15 protein-coding genes are annotated in these 18,932 nt (G+C 73.9%); 5 read left to right on the forward strand and 10 right to left on the reverse strand.

Annotated elements, in window-relative coordinates; all coding sequences use genetic code 11:
* Positions 1–12 precede the first annotated feature (12 nt).
* From murD to rsmH, 7 genes are all read right to left on the reverse strand, one after another.
* Positions 13–1,446, reverse strand: coding sequence for a UDP-N-acetylmuramoyl-L-alanine--D-glutamate ligase (gene murD, locus OG871_RS11455; RefSeq protein ID WP_371496536.1), 1,434 nt, complete (start codon positions 1,444–1,446; stop codon positions 13–15).
* Positions 1,443–2,504, reverse strand: a complete 1,062-nt coding sequence (gene mraY, locus OG871_RS11460; RefSeq protein ID WP_371496538.1) for a phospho-N-acetylmuramoyl-pentapeptide-transferase — start codon at positions 2,502–2,504, stop codon at positions 1,443–1,445. Before mraY ends, murD begins: the two co-directional genes overlap by 4 nt.
* A complete protein-coding gene (gene murF / locus OG871_RS11465) occupies positions 2,501–3,904 on the reverse strand; it encodes a UDP-N-acetylmuramoyl-tripeptide--D-alanyl-D-alanine ligase (RefSeq protein ID WP_371496540.1) in 1,404 nt (467 codons plus the stop codon). Before murF ends, mraY begins: the two co-directional genes overlap by 4 nt.
* A complete protein-coding gene (locus OG871_RS11470; RefSeq protein WP_371496542.1) occupies positions 3,901–5,604 on the reverse strand; it encodes a UDP-N-acetylmuramoyl-L-alanyl-D-glutamate--2,6-diaminopimelate ligase in 1,704 nt (567 codons plus the stop codon). The genes murF and OG871_RS11470 overlap by 4 nt, the downstream gene beginning before the upstream one ends.
* Positions 5,604–7,457, reverse strand: a complete 1,854-nt coding sequence (locus tag OG871_RS11475) for a peptidoglycan D,D-transpeptidase FtsI family protein (protein WP_371496544.1) — start codon at positions 7,455–7,457, stop codon at positions 5,604–5,606. The genes OG871_RS11470 and OG871_RS11475 overlap by 1 nt, the downstream gene beginning before the upstream one ends.
* A 205-nt stretch (positions 7,458–7,662) precedes the next feature.
* A complete protein-coding gene (locus OG871_RS11480) occupies positions 7,663–8,205 on the reverse strand; it encodes a septum formation initiator family protein (RefSeq protein ID WP_371496545.1) in 543 nt (180 codons plus the stop codon).
* A gap of 187 nt (positions 8,206–8,392) precedes the next feature.
* Positions 8,393–9,361, reverse strand: coding sequence for a 16S rRNA (cytosine(1402)-N(4))-methyltransferase RsmH (rsmH, locus tag OG871_RS11485; protein WP_371496547.1), 969 nt, complete (start codon positions 9,359–9,361; stop codon positions 8,393–8,395).
* A 519-nt stretch (positions 9,362–9,880) separates the two neighbouring features.
* Between rsmH and OG871_RS11490 the strand changes: the two genes are divergently transcribed.
* The 4 genes from OG871_RS11490 to OG871_RS11505 all read left to right on the forward strand — a co-directional run bounded on the left by OG871_RS11490 (position 9,881) and on the right by OG871_RS11505 (position 15,527).
* Positions 9,881–10,423 (forward strand): beta-class carbonic anhydrase, encoded by a 543-nt coding sequence (locus OG871_RS11490; RefSeq protein ID WP_371496549.1) that lies wholly within the window; start codon positions 9,881–9,883, stop codon positions 10,421–10,423.
* A gap of 331 nt (positions 10,424–10,754) precedes the next feature.
* A complete protein-coding gene (locus OG871_RS11495; RefSeq protein WP_371496551.1) occupies positions 10,755–11,780 on the forward strand; it encodes an AAA family ATPase in 1,026 nt (341 codons plus the stop codon).
* A 1-nt stretch (position 11,781) separates the two neighbouring features.
* Positions 11,782–13,119, forward strand: a complete 1,338-nt coding sequence (locus tag OG871_RS11500) for a DUF58 domain-containing protein (protein ID WP_371496553.1) — start codon at positions 11,782–11,784, stop codon at positions 13,117–13,119.
* A complete protein-coding gene (locus tag OG871_RS11505) occupies positions 13,116–15,527 on the forward strand; it encodes a transglutaminaseTgpA domain-containing protein (protein WP_371496555.1) in 2,412 nt (803 codons plus the stop codon). Before OG871_RS11500 ends, OG871_RS11505 begins: the two co-directional genes overlap by 4 nt.
* Before the next feature lie 112 nt (positions 15,528–15,639).
* Here the strand turns inward: OG871_RS11505 and OG871_RS11510 are convergent, their stop codons facing one another.
* The 3 genes from OG871_RS11510 to OG871_RS11520 form a co-directional block, all read right to left on the reverse strand.
* Complete coding sequence (locus OG871_RS11510; RefSeq protein ID WP_371496557.1) at positions 15,640–16,023, reverse strand: DUF3040 domain-containing protein; 384 nt, start codon at positions 16,021–16,023, stop codon at positions 15,640–15,642.
* A gap of 350 nt (positions 16,024–16,373) precedes the next feature.
* Positions 16,374–17,126: a methyltransferase domain-containing protein gene (locus OG871_RS11515; RefSeq protein WP_371496559.1), complete on the reverse strand. Its 753-nt coding sequence runs from the start codon at positions 17,124–17,126 to the stop codon at positions 16,374–16,376.
* A gap of 91 nt (positions 17,127–17,217) precedes the next feature.
* On the reverse strand, positions 17,218–17,826 hold the full coding sequence (locus OG871_RS11520) for an SAV_6107 family HEPN domain-containing protein (protein WP_371496561.1): 609 nt from the start codon (positions 17,824–17,826) through the stop codon (positions 17,218–17,220).
* Between the two features lie 480 nt (positions 17,827–18,306).
* Between OG871_RS11520 and OG871_RS11525 the strand changes: the two genes are divergently transcribed.
* Positions 18,307–18,912 carry a DUF4126 domain-containing protein gene (locus OG871_RS11525; RefSeq protein WP_371496563.1) on the forward strand — a complete coding sequence of 202 codons (606 nt, stop codon included), beginning with the start codon at positions 18,307–18,309 and terminating at the stop codon, positions 18,910–18,912.
* Positions 18,913–18,932: the final 20 nt, after the last annotated feature.

Consider the following 18,932-nt stretch of genomic DNA (forward strand, 5'->3'; position numbering starts at 1 on the left):
GCGCTGCCGCCGCTACTTCTCCAGCTCCCGGACGGCCGCGGCGAACAGGTCGCCGCGCTGGCCGTAGTCGGTGAACATGTCCATCGAGGCGCAGGCCGGGGCCAGCAGGACGGTGTCACCCGGCTGGGCGAGGCCGGCCGCCGCCCGGACCGCCTCGGCCATCGCCACCGCGCCAGTCTGGCCCGCGGCCGCCTCGATCACCGGCACATCCGGCGCGTGTCGCGCCAGCGCCTCCCGGATCAGCTCGCGGTCCTGGCCGATCAGGACCGCGGCCCGCAGCCGGGACGCGGCGCCGACCACCAGCTCGTCGAAGGTCGCGCCCTTGGCCAGGCCGCCGGCGATCCACACCACCGGCCGGTACGCGGCCAGTGAGGCGGCGGCGGCGTGGGTGTTGGTGGCCTTGGAGTCGTCGACGTACGTGACCTCGCCGACCACCGCGACCTCGGCGATCCGATGCGCGTCCGGGCGGAAGGCCCGCAGGCCGTCCCGGACGGCCTTGGAGTCCACGCCGTAGGCGCGGGCCAGCGCGGCGGCGGCCAGGGCGTTGGCGATGTTGTGGGGGGCCGGCGGGTGGACGTCCTCGACCGCGCCGATCTCGGCGGCGTTCTTCTGCCGGTCCCGGACGAAGGCCCGGTCGACCAGGAGTCCGTCGACCACGCCGAACTGCGACGGACCGGGCGCGCCGAGGCCGAAGCCGACCGCGCGGCAGCCCTCCTCGACGTCGGCGCCGCGGACCAGTTCCTCGGTGACCGGGTCGGCGAGGTTGTAGACGCAGGCGACCCGGTTGCCCTCGTAGATCCGGCCCTTGTCGGCGGCGTACGCCTCCATGGTGCCGTGCCAGTCGAGGTGGTCCGGGGCCAGGTTGAGCACGGCCGCCGAGTGCGGGCGCAGGCTGGGCGCCCAGTGCAGCTGGTAGCTGGAGAGTTCGACCGCGAGCACGTCGTACGGCTCCTCGGCGAGCACGGCGTCCAGCACCGAGACGCCGACGTTGCCGACGGCGGCGGTGCGCTTGCCGGCCGCGGTGAGGATCGAGGCGAGCATCCGGACGGTGGTGGTCTTGCCGTTGGTGCCGGTGATCGCCAGCCAGGGGGCCGGCTCGCCGGTCTCCGGCAGCGGGCGGCGCAGTCGCCAGGCCAGCTCGACGTCGCCCCAGACCGGGACCTCGACGAGCGCGGCCTCGGTGAACAGCGGGCTGCTGGGGGGCCAGCCGGGCGAGGTGACGATCAGCCGGGTGCCCTCGGGGAGGGTCTCGCCGTCGCCGAGCCGGACGGCGATGCCCGCCGCCTCCAGCTCGGCGGCCCTGGCCCGCTGTGCCTCGCCGTCGCCGCCGTCCACCACCGTGACGCGGGCGCCCAGGCCGTGCAGCACCCGGGCGGCACTGATCCCGGAGAGGCCGACGCCGGCCACCACGACCGGCAGGCCCGGCCACTCGGGGTTGGAGGTCATCCGGCTACCCATCCTGCGTAGAAGAGGCCGAGGCCGACCGCGACGCACAGACCCTGGATGATCCAGAACCGGACCACGATCAGCACCTCGCTCCAGCCCTTGAGTTCGAAGTGGTGCTGGAGCGGGGCCATCTTGAAGACCCGCTTGCCGGTCATCCGGAACGAACCGACCTGGATGATCACCGAGAGGGTGATGACCACGAAGAGGCCGCCCAGCAGGGCGAGCAGCAGCTCGGTGCGGGAGCAGATCGCCAGGCCGGCCAGCGCGCCGCCGAGGGCGAGCGAGCCGGTGTCACCCATGAAGATCTTGGCCGGCGAGGTGTTCCACCACAGGAAGCCGAAGCAGGAGCCCATCAGCGCGGCGGCGACGATGGCCAGGTCCAGGGGGTCGCGGACGTCGTAACAGCTGGCGGTGGCGGTGATCGCGTACGCACAGCTCTGGCTGTACTGCCAGACGCCGATGAAGGTGTAGGCGCCGAAGACCATCACCGAGGCGCCGGTGGCCAGGCCGTCCAGACCGTCCGTCAGGTTCACGCCGTTCGACATCGCCGCGATCATGAAGTACGCGAAGATGACGAACAGGACGGGCCCGACCGACCAGCCGAAGTCCCGCACGAACGAGAGGTGCTGGGAGGCCGGGGTGAGGTCGCGGGCGTCCTTGAACTGCAGCGCGAGGATCGCGAACGCGAGACCCACCAGCGACTGGCCGGCCAGCTTCGCCTTGGCGCGCAGGCCGAGCGAGCGGCGCTTGACCACCTTGATGTAGTCGTCCAGGAAGCCGACCAGGCCCAGACCCGCGGTCAGGAACAGCACCAGCAGGCCGGATGCCGTGGGCGACTCGCCCGTTATCGCCTTGGTGACGGCGTAGGCGATCAGCGTCGCCAGGATGAAGGCGATGCCACCCATGGTGGGGGTACCGCGCTTGCTGTGGTGGGCCTTGGGGCCGTCGTCGCGGATGTACTGGCCGTAGCCGTGCTTGGCCAGCAGCTTGATCAGCGCCGGGGTGCCGAGCAGGGACAGCACCAGGCCGATCATGCCCGAGAAGAGGATTTGCTTCATCGCACGGCTCCGTCCGAGAGCAGCGCCTCGGCGACCTTCTCCAGGCCGACCGAACGGGAGGCCTTCACCAGCACCACGTCCCCCGGCTGAAGCTGACTGCGCAGCAGTTCGACCGCCGCGTCCGCGTCGGACACCAGCACCGACTCCTCACCCCACGAACCTTCGTTCCTCGCGCCCAGTTCCATGCAGGCCGCCTCCCGTCCGCCGACCGCCACCAGCTTGGTGACGTCGAGTCGGACCGCGAGCCGCCCGATGGCGTCGTGCTCGTCGAGGCTCTCCTCGCCGAGCTCCCGCATCTCTCCGAGCACCGCCCAGGTACGGCGGCGCTCCGGACCCCGGCCCGCCATCGTCGCGAGTGCCCGCAGCGCGGCCCGCATCGAGTCGGGGTTCGCGTTGTAGGCGTCGTTGACGACGGTGACACCATCGGCCCGGTCGACGACCTCCATGCGCCAGCGGGACAGCGCGCCCGCCTCGCTGAGGGCTTCGGCGGCGTCGTCGACGGACATCCCGAGCTCCACCGCCACCGCAGCGGCGGCGAGGGCGTTCGAGACGTGGTGCTCACCGTACAGGCGCAGCTTCACGGCTGCGGAACCGGCCGGGGTGACAAGCGTGAACGATGGCCGTCCGGTGTCGTCCAGGCGAACGCCCTCCGCCCGGATCTCGGCGTCCCGGCTCTCGCCGAAGAACACCACCCGGGCCTTGGTGCGCTCGGCCATCGCCCGCACCAGCGGGTCGTCGGCGTTCAGGATCGCGACTCCCTCGCTGGTCAGCGCCTCGACCAGCTCGCCCTTGGCCTCGGCGATGGCCTGCTTGGAGCCGAACTCGCCGACGTGCGCGGTGCCGACGTTGAGCACCACGCCGACGGTGGGCGGCACGATGCCGGTCAGGTAGTCGATGTGGCCCTTGCCGCGCGCGCCCATCTCCAGCACCAGGTGCCGGGTGGAACCGGTGATCCGCAGGGCGGTCAGCGGCATGCCGATCTCGTTGTTGAACGAGCCGGGCGGGAAGACCGTCTCGCCGCGGCGCTGCAGCAGCTGGCCGATCAGGTCCTTGGTGGAGGTCTTGCCGGCCGAACCGGTCAGGGCGACGAACGCGGTGTCCCGGGCCCGCTCCACGACGCCGCGGGCGAGTCGGCCCAGCGCCTGGACGACGTCGTCCACCAGGATCGCCGGCACGCCCACCGGCCGGGAGGCCAGCACCGCGACGGCGCCGTCCGCGATCGCGCGCTCGGCGTAGTCGTGGCCGTCCACGTGCTCACCGAGCACGGCGGCGAACAGCCCGCCCGGCTCGACCAGCCGGGAGTCGACCACCACGGCGCCGGTGACCCGCGCCTGCGGGTCCGCGCCGTCGAGGGTGCCGCCGACCACGGCGGCCGCCTCGGCCAGGGTGAGTGCGATCACGACTGCTCAGCTCCTCGGCTTGCTCGCTCGGCCGGGCTGCGCTCGATGGCCTCGCGCAGTACCTGCCGGTCGTCGAAGGGGCGGACCTCGCCCCGGACGTACTGGCCCAGTTCGTGGCCCTTGCCGGCCACCAGGACGGTGTCCCCGGCGTGCGCGTACGCCACCGCCCGGGCGATCGCGGCGGCCCGGTCCGGCACCACCAGCACCTCGCCGCGCTCGGCCTCCGGCACCTCGGCGGCGCCGGACAGCATCGCGACCAGGATCGCCAGCGCGTCCTCGGAGCGCGGGTTGTCGCTGGTCAGCACGGCGGTGTCGGCCAGCCGGGCGGCGATCGCGCCCATCGGTCCGCGCTTGTACGGGTCGCGGTCGCCGCCACAGCCGACCACCACGTGCAGCCGGCCCTTGGTCACCTCGCGCAGCGACTCCAGCACCGCCTTCAGGGCGTCCGGCTTGTGCGCGTAGTCGACCACGGCCACGTACGGCTGGCCGGCGTCCACCCGCTCCAGCCGGCCGGGCACGCCCGGGACCGCGGCCACACCGGCCACCGCGGCGGCCAGCGGGACACCCGCGGTGACCAGGGCGGCGATCGCGCCGAGCGCGTTCGCCACGTTGAACGGGCCGGGCAGCGGCACCGAGGCGTCCGCGAGGGCGCCGTCCGGGCCGGCCACCGTGAAGGCGGAGGACGCCGGGCCGAGCCGGACGTCCAGCGCCCGCCAGTCGGCGTCCGGGTCGCCCAGCGCGGAGAAGGTCGCCATCGGGATCGGCGCCTCCGCGGCCAGCCGGCGCCCGTAGGCGTCGTCCAGGTTGGCCACCCCGCGGCGGGCCTTGTCCGGCTGGAAGAGCCGGGCCTTGGCCCGGTAGTAGTCCTCCATGTCCGGGTGGAAGTCCAGGTGCTCCGGCGTGAGGTTGTTGAACAGCGCCACGTCGTAGACCACGCCGTCGACCCGGCCGAAGACCAGTGCGTGGCTGGAGACCTCCATCACGACCGCGTCCGCGCCGCGCTCGCGCATCACCGCGAGGACGCCGTGCAGGTCGGTGGACTCCGGGGTGGTGCGCTCGCTCTTGATCCGCTCGTCGCCGACCCGCATCTCCACGGTGCCGATCACGCCGGGAAGCTGCCCGGCCCCGCGCAGACCGCCCTCGACCAGGTACGAGGTGGTGGTCTTGCCGTTGGTGCCGGTCAGCCCGATCATCAGCAGCTGCTCGCTCGGCCGGCCGTAGACCGCCGCCGCCAGCTCGCCCATGGACGCCCGTGGGCTCTCCACCACCAGCAGTGGGGCGCCGCAGTCGGCGGCCAGCTCGGCCCCGGCGGCATCGGTCAGCACGGCGGCCGCACCCGCGGCGACGGCGGCGGCGGCGAAGGCCGCGCCGTGGTGGTTGGCGCCCGGGAAGGCGACGTACACGTCACCGGGGCGCACCGCCCGGGAGTCGTGGGTGATGCCGGTGACCTGCGGCCCGTCGACGGGCTCCAGGCCCAGCAGTCGGGCGACCTCGGCGAACGGCATCGCCGCCTCCTCGGTGGGACGGGGCGGGCTCGCGGAGATTTGATCGGGTTTCGGCACGGCGCGAAGGCTATCGGCCGAAGTACCCCCAGGGCCAAAACGGGGGGCGGTACGGCGCGGGTCCGACCCGCCCGTGCCGGTCGTTCCGGTACCGACGGGGGACGGGGTGCCGCTGTTCTGGTCCGGGGTGCTGTGCATCAGGGCTTCCACTCGACGGGCAGGTTGGGCGCGTCGCTGCCGCTCGGCGGTACCTGCAGGGACTTCAGGGTGAACTCCATCACCTGCTTGAAGACCGGCCCGCAGAGCTGGCCGCCGAAGTGGCCGTTGACCGGGTTCTGGATCACGCAGGAGACCGTCACCCGGGGCTGGTCGGCCGGGGCGAAACCGATGAAGGAGGCGGTGTAGCCGGCGTACTTGCCGGTCTTCGGGTCCACCCGGTTGGCGGTGCCCGTCTTGCCGGCCACCCGGTAGCCGGGGATGGCCGCCTTGGTACCGGTGCCCTGCTCGTCGGTCACCACCGACTCCAGCATCTCGGTGAGGGTCTTGGCGGTCTGCTCGCCGACCACCCGGGCGGAGGCCCCGGCCGGGGCCGCGGTGTAGCGGCCGTCCGGCCCGGTGGTCCCCATCAGCAGGCTCGGCGCGACCCGCACCCCGCCGTTGGCGATGGTGGAGAAGACCGAGGTGGCCTGCAGCGCGTTGACCGACAGGCCCTGGCCGAACGGGATGGTGTACTGCTGCGATCCCTTCCAGTCCTCCGGCTTGGCGAGGATGCCCCTCGTCTCGCCGGGGAAGCCCAGGCCGGTGGGCTTGCCGATGCCGAACCGGTCCAGGTAGCCGGCGAGCACCTTGTTGGACTCCGCCTGGTCGGCGCCCAGGGTCTCGGCCGCCTCGATGGTGCCGATGTTGGACGACTTCGCGAGCACCCCGGCGAGGGTCAGGTACCAGGTCTCGTGGTCCACGTCGTCGTGGAAGACCCGGTCGGAGCGCTGCAGCGTGTTGGGCACGGTGACCCTGGTGTCCCAGGTCGCCTTGCCGGTGTCCAGCACCGCCGCCATGGTCATCAGCTTGGCGGTGGAACCCGGCTCGTACGCGTCCTGGAGCGCCGCGTTGCCCAGCTGCTCGGACTTGGCGGCCGTGAGGTCGTTGGGGTTGAAGCCGGGTGAGGTGGCCATCGCGAGCACCTGACCGGTCTTCACGTCCTGGACGATCACGTAGCCCTTCTCCGCGCCCGCGTTGGAGACCTGGTCGGTGATGGCCCGCTGGGCCGCCCACTGGATGTCCGGGTGCAGGGTGAGGCGCAGGTCCGCACCGGGTACCGGGTCCTGGCGGCTGCCGCCGGCGGTGGCCACCATCCGGCCGCCGGCCGAGGCGTAGGTGGTCCGGCCCGGTGTGCCGGCCAGGTCCTGCTGGTACTGGAGCTCCAGGCCGCCGGTGCCGACGCCCTCGGAGTTGACGAAGCCGACCAGGTTGGCGGCCAGTCCGTCGGCGGGGTAGACCCGGCGGGTGCTCTCCGTGCTGGCGATCCCGGTCAGCGGGTTGACGCAGGCCGGGTCGAGGAACTGCCGGCCGCCCTGCTCGGCGGGCTTGCCGAGCAGCTGCCGCTGGCCGCGGCAGGCCGCGGTGTCGGTCTGCCGGCCCAGGCTCGCCTTGAGTTCGCTGATCCGGTTCTTGACCTCCGGGGTCTGCCGGAACGCCAGGGGCGCGTACTGGCTCTTCGGGTTCTTCTGGTTCAGGTGCAGCGCGGCGGCGAGCTTCTCCTTCGGCTGGCCGAGGATCGGCGCGAGCAGCGCGGCCGCCTGCTCGGGGGCGTCCGCCAGGTGCAGTGCGCCCGGGGTGAGCAGTGTCGGGTCCCCGACGATGTCGTACGCGTCCACGGTGGTCGCGAGCACCGTGCCGTCGGCGGCCGTTATCGAACCGCGCTCGGCGGGCAGCTCGATCTTCATGTACTTGTTGGCGCTCGCGGCCGCCGCCAGCGCGTCCGAGTCGAGCAGCTGCAGCTGGACCAGGCGGCCCGCGAAGACCGTGAAGACCAGCGCCAGTCCGACGGTCACCAGGCGCAGCCGGCGGCGCGGGTCGGCAAGCGTGATCGGGCGCGACTGCGTCCGGGCGGCGGGGCGTCGCACGGGCGGCCGGCGGGTGGGCGGGCGGCGCTGTTCGGCCGGCCGCGGCCGGGGGTGCGGGGGCGCTGCTCGCCGGGGCGGGCCGGCCGGGGCGGGCGGCGCTCGCCGGAGCCTCGGGACGGCTGACGGGGCGTGCTCATCGCGGCGTACCTCCGGCCGGGGCTGACGGGGTGGCGCCCTGGCCGGCCGGCGGCAGCGGGGCGATCTCGACCCCGCCGTCGGCGGCGGCCGGGGGCGCGGACTGGCCGGTGGGCTGGGCGGACGGCTGGGACGACGGTTGGGCGGGCTGCGGGGCGGGCTGCTGCGGGCTGGGGTCGGGCTGCTGCCACAGGCCGTTGCCGGAACGCTTCACCGGGGGCGCGTCCTGGGCCTGGGCGGGCTTGCCGAGCACCTTGCCGTCGTCCAGCAGGAAGGCCGGGTCACCGCCGGGCACCATGCCCAGTTCGAGGGCGCGCCGCTCCAGCGCGTCGGGCGCCGAGTACTGGTCGATCTGGTGCTGGAGGGACTGCTTGCGGTCCGTCAGCTCGGTGGTCTGCCGCTTCAGCCGGGCGAGTTCGAAGGAGTTCTCGTTCAGCGCGGTGTTGAGCGTCAGCAGCCCGAGCAGCCCGGCCGAGAGCAGCGCCACCACCAGCACGGCGAACGGCGTGCGCCCCCGGGCCTGGCGCGCACCGGGACGCACGGTGATCCGCGCCCTGCCGCCCTGCCCCGGGAGCCGACCACTCCCCCTGGCCCGCCCACCGTCGGCCACCGGCACCGCTGCTCTCCCTCTGTGTTGTCCTCGCTCGCCTCCGGGCGCTCTCCACCCGGTGCTCTCGGCGCCGGCGCGCCCTTCGGCTCGCGACGAGTCCGCGGGGCTGCTCCGGCGGTCAGCCCCGGTTGTCCCTGATCCTCTCCGCCACCCGCAGCCGTACGGGTGCGGCGCGCCGGTTCTCCTCGATCTCCTGCTCGGTGGCCAGTTCGGCCCCCCGGGTGAGGAGCTTCAGCCAGGGCTGGTGCTCCTCGGGGATGATCGGCAGGCCGGGCGGGGCGGTGTTGGTGGCCCCCGCGGTGAGGTACTGCTTCACCAGGCGGTCCTCCAGGGACTGGTAGGACATCACCACGATCCGACCGCCGACGGCCAGCGACTCCAGCGCGCCGGGGATGGCCCGGTCCAGCACCTCCAGCTCACCGTTGACCTCGATCCGCAGGGCCTGGAAGGTGCGCTTCGCCGGGTTGCCGCCGGTGCGCCGGGTGGCGGCCGGGATGGCGTTGCGTACCAACTCGACCAGACGCGCACTGTTGGTGAACGGTTCCTTCTCGCGCTCGCGGAGGATCACCGAGGCGATCTTCCCCGCGAACCGCTCCTCGCCGTAGACCTTGAGGATCCGGGCGAGCTGGCCGTGGCTGTAGGTGTTCAGCACCTCGGCGGCGCTCAGGCCGCGGGTCTGGTCCATCCGCATGTCGAGCGGGGCGTCCTGGGCGTACGCGAAGCCGCGCTCGGCCTCGTCCAGCTGCATCGAGGAGACGCCCAGGTCGAACAGGACGCCCTGGACCTCGGGGATGCCCAGGTCGGCCAGGACCTGCGGGATCTCGTCGTAGACGGCGTGCACGAGGGTCGCCCGCTCGCCGAAGGGGGCGAGGCGCTCGGCGGAGAGCTTGAGCGCGGCCGGGTCGCGGTCGACGGCGACCAGCCTGACCTCGGGGAACTGGCTGAGCAGCGCCTCGCTGTGGCCGCCGAGGCCGAGGGTGGCGTCCACCACGACCGCGCCGGGTGCGGAGATGGCCGGCGCCAGCGCGTCCACGCAGCGCTGCAGCATCACCGGGACGTGCTTGGGTGCCGGAGCGTCGTTCGTCATTGCGCGGTGGCGCCCTTCCTCGGTGCGACCGCCCGGGGCCGGACGGCTGCTCCCATTCTGGCCCACCGGGCCGCACCGGCCGCACGCCGCCCGCGGTCCCCGCCCGCTCGCCTGGGGAAGGAGGGGCCGCCAGGCACCGGGGAAGGTGTGCCGGGAGGCCGGAGCGGGTGGAGGCCGCAGGTGGCGTACGGGCCGCAGCGACCGGCTGACGGGGCACAGTTGACGATCTGTACGCACTGTGCTCCACTGCGCGGCCAGCCTATCGCGGGCCCGGGCGCAGTCAACGGTCCCGGGCGGCGTGCCACCCGGCCGGAGGTATGGATTCCCGCAGGTCGCGGCGGGCGGACGGGCGGTTCGGGCAGTGGGCGCACGGCCCCGGCCCACGCCGGGACAGACCGCCGCAATCCGGCGGATATCACCCCATCGGCGCGTCGCGCTCCGCGTGGGCTCGGTCACAGCGGCGGTTCAAGGACTGATCACCAGTGCCGCAAAAGGAGAAATCCTATTACCGTCATCCCCATGACAGTGACCCCCGACCGGCCCACGCCGACCGCCGCTGCCACTCCCACGGTGCCCATCATCGACCGCTTCGTCGAGGCCAACCGGGCCTACGCCGTCGACTTCCGCGACGGCGGGATGGACGCCCGACCGGTGCAGCAGGTCGCCGTGGTCGCCTGCATGGACGCCCGACTCGACCTGTTCGCCGCGCTCGGCCTGGAGCTGGGTGACGCCCACATCATCCGCAACGCCGGCGGAGTCGTCACCGACGACACCATCCGGTCGCTCACGATCAGCCAGCGCGCCCTGGGCACCAGCTCCGTCGCGCTGATCCACCACACCGGCTGCGGTCTGCTCGGCCTGACCGAGGACTTCCGCCGGGAGCTGGAACTGGAGGTCGGCCAGCGCCCGCAGTGGGCGGTGGAGTCCTTCGTCGACCTGGACGGCGACGTCCGGCAGTCGATGCAGCGCGTGCGGACCTCGCCCTTCCTGCTGCACACCGACGACGTGCGCGGCTTCGTCTTCGACGTCCACACCGGCCTGCTCCGCGAGGTCGAGAGCTGACGACCCGTCCCCCCGCCCTCCCAAAAACCCCGCGACCCGGCCGATGACGTCCGGGTCGCTGATCATTCCGGGGACGAACCGGGACAGTGCACGCGTGTCGACCCACCCGCCCCGGCCGGGCGGCCGGGGGCAAGGGGGGAGGGTGACTTCCGCCGGGTCGGCAGGGGAGAATGCGCCTGCGGACCGGACCCCGAACCACCTGGGGCGGTCCGGCCACGAGCCCGACAGCCGGACGGTCCCCACCGGAACCGCCCGATGTCCGGAGCGTGTCATCGGGGTGGGCCGGGCCGTGACGAGGCCCCGGCGTATGAATGGCCATTGGGAGCAACGGGTGACGACCTACAACGGGCAGAGCGCAACGGGGACATCGCATTCGGCGAGCCCCGAAGGGCACCGCGCACCGGCGGGCCTTGCGGAGCTGGCCGCGGTGGCCGAGCGGATCCGCGGCTCCGTGGAGAGCGTGATCGAGGGCAAGCCGGAGGCCGTCCGGGTCGCGCTGACCGTCCTGCTGGCCGAGGGCCACCTGCTGCTGGAGGACGTGCCCGGCGTCGGCAAGACCATGCTGGCCAAGGCGCTGGCCCGGTCGGTGGACTGCACCGTGCGGCGCATCCAGTTCACCCCCGACCTGCTGCCGTCCGACGTGACCGGCACCAACGTCTTCGACCAGCACCAGCGCGACTTCGAGTTCCGCCCCGGTGCGATCTTCGCCCAGATCGTGGTCGGCGACGAGATCAACCGCGCCTCGCCGAAGACCCAGTCCGCGCTGCTGGAGTCGATGGAGGAGCGCCAGGTCACCATCGACGGCACCAGCTACGAGCTGCCCTCGCCGTTCATGGTGATCGCCACCCAGAACCCGGTCGAGATGGAGGGCACCTACCCCCTCCCCGAGGCCCAGCGCGACCGCTTCATGGCCCGGATCTCGATCGGCTACCCGAGCCCGGACGCCGAGTTCGCCATGCTCGACCTGCACGGCGGCGCCAACCCGCTGGACGACCTGCAGCCCGTCGCGCACGCCCACGACATCCTCAAGCTGGTCGAGCTGGTCCGTACGGTGTACGTCTCCGACCCGGTCCGCCGCTACGCCGTCGACCTGGTCGGCGCCACCCGTACCTCCCCCGAGCTGCGCCTGGGCGCCTCCCCCCGGGCCACCCTGCACCTGGTGCGGGCCGCCCGCGCGGCCGCCGCCCTGGACGGCCGGGACTACGTGCTCCCGGACGACATCCAGGCGCTGGCCGTCCCCGTGCTCGCGCACCGCCTGCTGCCCACCGCCGAGACCCAGCTGAGCCGGCGCACCGCCGAGCAGGTGGTGCTCGACCTGGTGGCGCGGCTCCCGATCCCGCGTCCGCAGGGCCGCTGACGTGGCCGGTCCGGACAACCCCTCAGGACTCCGGGCAGGCCTGCGCGGCCTGACGACCCGGGGCCGGTCCTTCCTGGCCGCCGGGGCCACCGCCGCGGTGTGCGCGCTGGTCTTCGGCCAGGACGCGCTGTTCCAGATCGGCGTCCTGCTCGCCGCGCTGCCGCTGGCCTCCGCGGTCCTCCTGCTGCGCACCCGCTACCGGGTGGCCAGCGGCCGCCGGCTCAGCCCGCACCGGGCCGCGGCCGGCCAGGAGGCCCGGGTGCACCTGCGGCTGGACAACGTCTCCCGGGTGCCCACCGGCCTGCTGCTGCTGGAGGACAAGGTCCCGTACGTGCTCGGGCCGCGCCCGCGCTTCGTGCTGGACCGGGTGGAACCGCGCGGCTTCCGGGAGGTCTCCTACCGGGTCCGCTCCGACCTGCGCGGGCGCTACCCGCTCGGGCCGCTCCAGCTGCGGCTGTCCGATCCGTTCGGCATGTGCGAGCTGACCAGGGCCTTCGCCGCCTCCGACGTGCTGACCGTGGTGCCGCAGGTGCAGAGCCTGCCGCCGGTCCGGCTGCCCGGCGAGTGGTCCGGCCAGGGCGAGAGCAGCGCGCACGTGCTGGCGCTGGCCGGCGACGACGACGTGATCCCCCGCGAGTACCGGCACGGCGACGACCTGCGCCGGGTGCACTGGAAGTCCACCGCCCGCTACGGCGAGCTGATGGTCCGACGCGAGGAGCAGCCGCTCAAGGCCAGGGCCACCGTGCTGCTCGACACCCGGGAGATCGGCCACCGGGGCAGCGGGCCCGCGTCCTCCTTCGAGTGGGCCGTCAGCTGCGCCGCCTCGGTCGGGGTCCACCTGGCCGAGCGCGGCTACCAGACCCGACTGCTCACCGACACCGGTTCCACGGTGCCCGAGCCCGGCATCGGGGTCAGCACCCTCGGCGAGGCCACCGGCCTGCTGCTGGACGCGCTCGCCGTGGTCGAGTACTCCGACGGCGGCGGGCTCTCCCGCGCCGAGGAGGCACTGCGGCTGGGCGGCGAGGGCCTGCTGGTCGCGATCGTCGGCTCACTGGACGACGAACAGGTCACCCGGTTGAGCCGGCTGCGCCGCCGGACCGCCGGCGCGGTGGTCTTCCTGATCGACACCGCGACCTGGTCCGGTCTGCGGATGCTGATGCCGGACACCCCCGACGCCGTCCTGGAGGAGCAGACCAAGCGGCTGCGCCTGGCCGGCTGGACGGTCCTGCCGGTGCGCGCCGGCGACTCCGTCCCCCAGCTGTGGCGGATGGCCGACCGTACCGAGGGCTCCGGCCGTACCGGCGGCGCCTCCCCCTACCGAGACGAGGTGGGCACGTGACCACCCGGGCCAAACTGACCGTGTTCGCCGCGCTGGCGAGCACGCTCGTGATGTGCAGCCTGCTCCCCCTGCTCCACCCCAACGGCTGGGCGGCGCACTCCGTTCTGCTGATCGCGGCGGCCGCGGCGATCGGCGCGGGCCTGCGGCGGCTGCCGACACCGCGGATACTGATCGTCCCGCTGCAGCTGCTGGGTGTGGTGTACCTGGTCATGCTCGGCTTCGTGCAGTCCTCGATGGCCGCCGGCCTGTTGCCCGGGCCCCGCGCCCTGGACGCGCTCGGCAGTCTGCTGGCGCAGGGCGGCTCCGACATCCAGCAGTACTCCATCCCGGCGCCCGCGACGGCGGGCCTGCGGCTCGTCGTGGTCGGCTCGGTCGCGCTGATCGCGGTGCTGGTCGACGCGCTCGCGGTGACCTACCGCCGGGCCGCGGCGGCCGGCCTGCCGCTGCTCGCGCTGTACTCGGTCGGCACCGGTCTGTCCGGTGACAGCGGCACCGCCTGGCTGTGGTTCCTGCTGGCCGGCGGCGGCTACCTGGCGCTGCTGCACACCGAGGGCCAGGACCGGATCTCCCGCTGGGGCCGGGTCTTCCACGGCACCGGCCGCTCCGGCTCGGCCACCACGGCCCACGGCAGCCGGCAGGCGGGTGTGGTCGCACTGGCCGTCGCCCTGCTGCTGCCGGTCTTCGTCCCGCACATGGGCCTCGGCCTGATCGGCGGGTTCGGCAACGGCGGCGCGGGCGGCGGCGGTGGCGCGGGCGGCGGCCTCAAGGCGCTCAGTCCCGTGGTCGCGCTGACCTCCGCGCTCCGGAACACCGACAACACGATCCTGCTGAACTACACCTCCGACGGGCCCCGCGCGGACGAGATGTACCTGCGGGTCGCCGCGCTGGACGAGTTCGACGGCGTGGAGTGGAAGTTCGGCGACCAGGAGCCGACCGCGCTCCCGGCCGTCCTCCCCCAGCCGGACGGCCTCGCCGCCGGCGCCACCCCGCCCGCCGTGCACACCAGTGTCAAGGTCACCGACAGCCTCAGCAGCGAGTGGCTGCCGCTGCCCTACCCGGCCACCACGGTCGAGGTGAGGGGCCGCTGGCGGTTCGATCCGGTCACCCGGATGGTGACGGGCGACAACGGCCAGAAGACCAACGGCCTGTCGTACGAGGTCACCAGCCTGGACGTGCAGCCCACCGCCGACCAGCTGCGGGCGGCCGGGCAGGCCCCGAAGGACATCACCGCGAAGTACCTGACGCTCCCGGACACGCTGCCGCAGGAGGTCAAGGCGACGGCGTTGGAGGTCACAGCCGGCAAGACGAACGCCTACGACCGGGCGCTCGCCCTGCAGACCTGGTTCACCAGCCCGCCGTTCAAGTACAACACCAAGATCGATCCGGGCACCGGTCCCGACGCGATCAAGAAGTTCCTGGCCGACAAGGAGGGCTTCTGCGTCCACTTCGCGGCCACCATGGCCGCGATGGCCCGTTCGCTGAACATCCCCGCCCGGGTGGCCATCGGCTTCACCCCCGGCCAGGCGATGGGTGGCAACAACCGGCTGGTCCGCAGCCTGGACTACCACGCCTGGCCCGAGCTGTACTTCCCCGGCTCCGGCTGGACCAGGTTCGAACCCACCCCGTCCCGCGGCTCGGCGCCCGCCTACACCCGGGACAAGAACGCCCCCGAGCCGACCGCACCGACCCAGCAGCCCACCGCCACCCCGACCGGGGCGAGCACCGACCCGTCACCGTCGTCGGGCGAGTCCTGCGACCCGAAGCTGCGCCGGATCGGCGAGTGCGGCGGCGGTCCCCAGGACGCCGCCCTCGGCAACGGGCAGGACGCCTGGTGGCGCAGTACTCCCGTCCTGGCCTCGGCCGGCGTGGTCGTGCTGCTGCTGGCCCTGCTCACCACCCCGATGCTGTGGCGGACCAGGATCCGCCGCCGCCGGCTGGGCGCCGGCCGGTACCGCGGCGGGGGGGACCGGGTCGAGATGACCGACGACCAGGTGCTCGCCGCCTGGCAGGAGCTGATCGACTCGGCCTGGGACCTCGGCATCCCGCCGGACGACGCCCGCACCCCGCGGCGTACCGTGCAGCGGCTGGCCGAGAGCGCCGACCTGGACGCCGAGGCGACCGCGGCGGCCGGCCGGGTGGCGCTCGCCACCGAGCAGGTGATGTACGCCCGCGCGCTGGGCCCGATGGCGCCGCTCGGCCCCGACGTACGGGCCGCCCGGGAGGGCCTGCTGGCCCGGACCGGCCGGCTGGGCCGGATCCGCGCCGTCCTGCTGCCGGCCTCGCTGGCACGGGTCTGGTGGCGGGCCGCCGACCGGGTCATGGCCCTGCGTCAGGCGGCGCGGGAGCGGACCGCCCGGGTCGTCGGCACGGTCCGGTCCGCCGTCACCAAGCCGTTCCGGCGCGGCTGACCGAGCCGGTGGAAACCGCGAGGGCGGGCAGTCGACCGACTGCCCGCCCTCGCGGTTTCGTGCTCCGATCCAGCCGGCGACCCACCCGGACTCACCGCACCACGGCCCTGGTCTAGAGGCCGTCGTGCTCCTCCCGGCGGCGCTGCCAGCGCTGCTCCATACGATCCATCACACCGGCCTTGCGGCGCGGCGCCGAGGCTGTCCTCGGGCCCGAACCCGGCCCGACCGGGCCCCGCCTCCAGGCGGTGACGGCGAGGACTGCACAACCCAGCATCACCAGAAACCCGACCACACTCACCCAGATGAGCTGAGCGACCATGCCGCCCATCAGCAGAGCGATGCCCGCCACGAACCCTGCGGCGGCCAGATAGACCCTCCGACGGGTGTAGGTGCGCAGCCCGGTTCCCTCAAGCGCTGACGCGAACTTGGGATCTTCGGCGTACAGCGCTCGCTCCATCTGCTCGAGCAGTCGCTGCTCGTGCTCCGAGAGCGGCACGGAGTCCTCCTACTCGTCGGTCGCGGGGCGACCGGTCCGCCACCCCTGGCTCGGCCCTGTGTGGTCCATATGCCCCAAGGGTCTGGGTGTCATGCTTTCCGGCTTTACCCAGATCATACGGTCCAGCGGCCTGCTTCGGCGTGGTCAATCCAGCGTGGCTCGGGACACTTCGGCAGTGTGCCCGCACGCTGCCCAACGCAGCAGGGCGGGGACAAGTGCCCGAGTCCTCGGAATCACCTCGCTGACCTGCGGCCGCCCCGCGGTCGCCCTACGGTCGACGGGCCGCGACGGCCCGCTGACGCGGAGCTGACGCCGGGCTGACGCCCGGTCGACGGGTAGGGGAACGGGACTCAGGCGAGCTCGGCGAGCAGATGCAGCTGGGTCGCCACGGCGTGGAACGCGGGCTCCTCGGCGGCGGCCTGCTCCAGCTTCAGCAGCGCCTCCATGGCGCCCGGCTCGGTGTCGACCAGGACCCCCGGAACGAGGTCGGCGAAGACCCGGACCCCGTGCACCGACGCGACCCGCAGCCCGGCGGCCGTGGCCAGCGCGGCGAGCTCGTCACCGGTGAAACGGCGGGGCATCGGGTCGCCCGCGCCCCACCGGCCGTCCGGGGCGTCCAGCACGGTACGGGCCTCGCCGAAGTGGCCGGCCAGCGCGCGGGCCAGCACCGCGCCGTTCCGGTTGGCGGCCAGCAGGCTGACCAGGCCACCCTTGCGCAGGGTCCCGGCCAGGCTGCCGAGGGCCTCCGCCGGGTCGTCCACCATCTCCAGGACACCGTGGCAGAGCACCGCGTCCACGCTGCCGGGGTCGACCAGCTCGGGGAGGGTCTGGGTGTCGCCCTGGACGGCCCGGACCAGCTCGGTGACGTCGGCCTCGGCGGCCCGGCGCTCCAGGGCGAACAGCGCGTCCGGGCTCGGGTCGACCACGGTCACCCGGTGGCCGAGCCGGGCCACCGGCACGGCGAAGTTGCCCGTGCCGCCGCCCGTGTCGAGGACGTCCAGCACCGGCTGGTCCAACTCGGCGGCCCGCCGCTCCAGGGCCGCCCGCACCACCTCCCAGACCACAGCGGTACGCAGGGCACTGCGGGGACGCGTCGGGTACACGGGTGGGCTCCTTGGACAGTGGTGGGCCGAACGGCTCCACTTTAGGCCCTGCCGCGCACCCCGCCCCGGAGCCGTCCTGCGGCGCCGGGGCTCAGCCGGCCTCCTCGATCGGTAAGGGCTGGGCGGGCGGGGCCGGTGACAGCCCGAGCAGGCGCTGGACGATCCGGAGGTAGAGGGCGGTGTTGCGGATCAGGTCGTCCGCGTCCCGGGCACCGGCCGCTCCGGTGATCCCGGCCTCGGCGGCGGCCCGGCGGCGGGCACCGGCCGCGAAGTACACCGCCCACTCGGTCAGCTCGGGGGCGACCTCGGGCAGCAGTTCCCAGGCGCTGCGGATGGCCTGGCGGCGGCGCGGGTGCCGCTCGGGGCGGCCGCGCACGGCCAGCACCGCGGCCGTGGTGCGCAGCGCGGCGAGGTGCGCGGTGGCGTAGCGCTCCAGCGGGTCCTGGAGGGCACGGGCCTGGTCGAGGGTGCGGTGGGCGTGCCGCAGCAGGTCGAGTGCGGCCGGCGGGGCGGTGGCCCGGCGCGGCACCGGGTGGACGTCGCGGCCCCGGGCACCGGGCACCGGGGCGGTGGCGGCCGGCTCCGCGCCCGACCCCGGCACGGCGGGGGCTGCGGGCCGTGGGACGGCAGAGAGGGGGACGGCGGGCAACTGGTCGGCGGCAGGGCGGCGGGTGACGGGCTCAGGACGGCTGATGGTCATGGTCTCCCCCGGTCCGAGGCGAGCGCCCGGGCCGGTCGACCCGTGCCCTTCCATCGTGAACCGCACCACTGACAGTCGGGCCGGCGACCGCGCGCCGCGGCGGGCCCCGGCCCCTCGGCGAAGGCCGTGCCGGGCCGGTCGGCTCCCCTGTTGCCGACCGGCCGGGCACCGGCCGTGTGCGCCCCGATCCCGGGCCGCCGGTCCCCCACGGTCGACGGTCCGGATCGGGCGCTGCGGGTCGCGACGGCCTCGACGGCTCGTCCACCCGCTCCGCAGAGTCTGCCGTCCGCGCAGGTGGGAGGCCATCCGCTCGGGTACTCAAGTGCGAGGCTGAGTATCCGTACTCAGTCCGGCCGGGCCCCGTCGGCGGTGCAACCGTCCCGTCCCGAGCCGCGTCCTGACAGCGCCGGGCCTTGTGCCGGTACGGTGTGGCCCGGCCGGCCGGCGGACGGGCGGACCAGGGCGAAGGGGAGCGCAGAGTTGAGCATCATCCCGTTGATCTTCACCAGTGGCTGGGCGAGCGGGATCAACGCCTATGCCGTGGTGCTGCTGCTGGGCCTGTTCGGCAGGTTCGGCGGCGCGGACAGCGTGCCGCCGGTGCTGGAGCGCACCGACGTGCTGGTCGCGGCCTGCGTGCTCTTCCTCTGCGAGGCCGTCGCCGACAAGATCCCGTACGTGGACACCGTCTGGGACGGCATCCACACCGTGATCCGCCCGGCCGCGGGCGCCACCGTGGCGGCGCTGATGGCCTCGCACGACCCGGGCTCGCTCGGCGAGGTCGCCGCCGGGGCCGTGGGTGGTACGACCGCGCTGGTCAGCCACCTGATCAAGGCATCACTGCGGATGGCGGTCAACACCTCGCCCGAGCCGGCCTCCAACATCATCGTGAGCCTGCTGGAGGACCTCTCGGTGGCGGGCATCGTCACGCTGGCGATCTTCCACCCGTGGGCCGCGGCCTCGGTGGCGGCCGTGCTGCTGGCCCTCGGCGTGCTGCTGGTCCTGTTCGCGGTCTCCCGGATCCGCCGGTTCCTGCAGCGCCGCCGCGAGCGCCGGGCCGCCCGGACGGCGGCCGCACCCGCGTACTGAGCCCGCGGGCACGCCCTAGG

This window comes from Kitasatospora sp. NBC_00374 (assembly GCF_041434935.1).
Lineage (GTDB): Bacteria > Actinomycetota > Actinomycetes > Streptomycetales > Streptomycetaceae > Kitasatospora.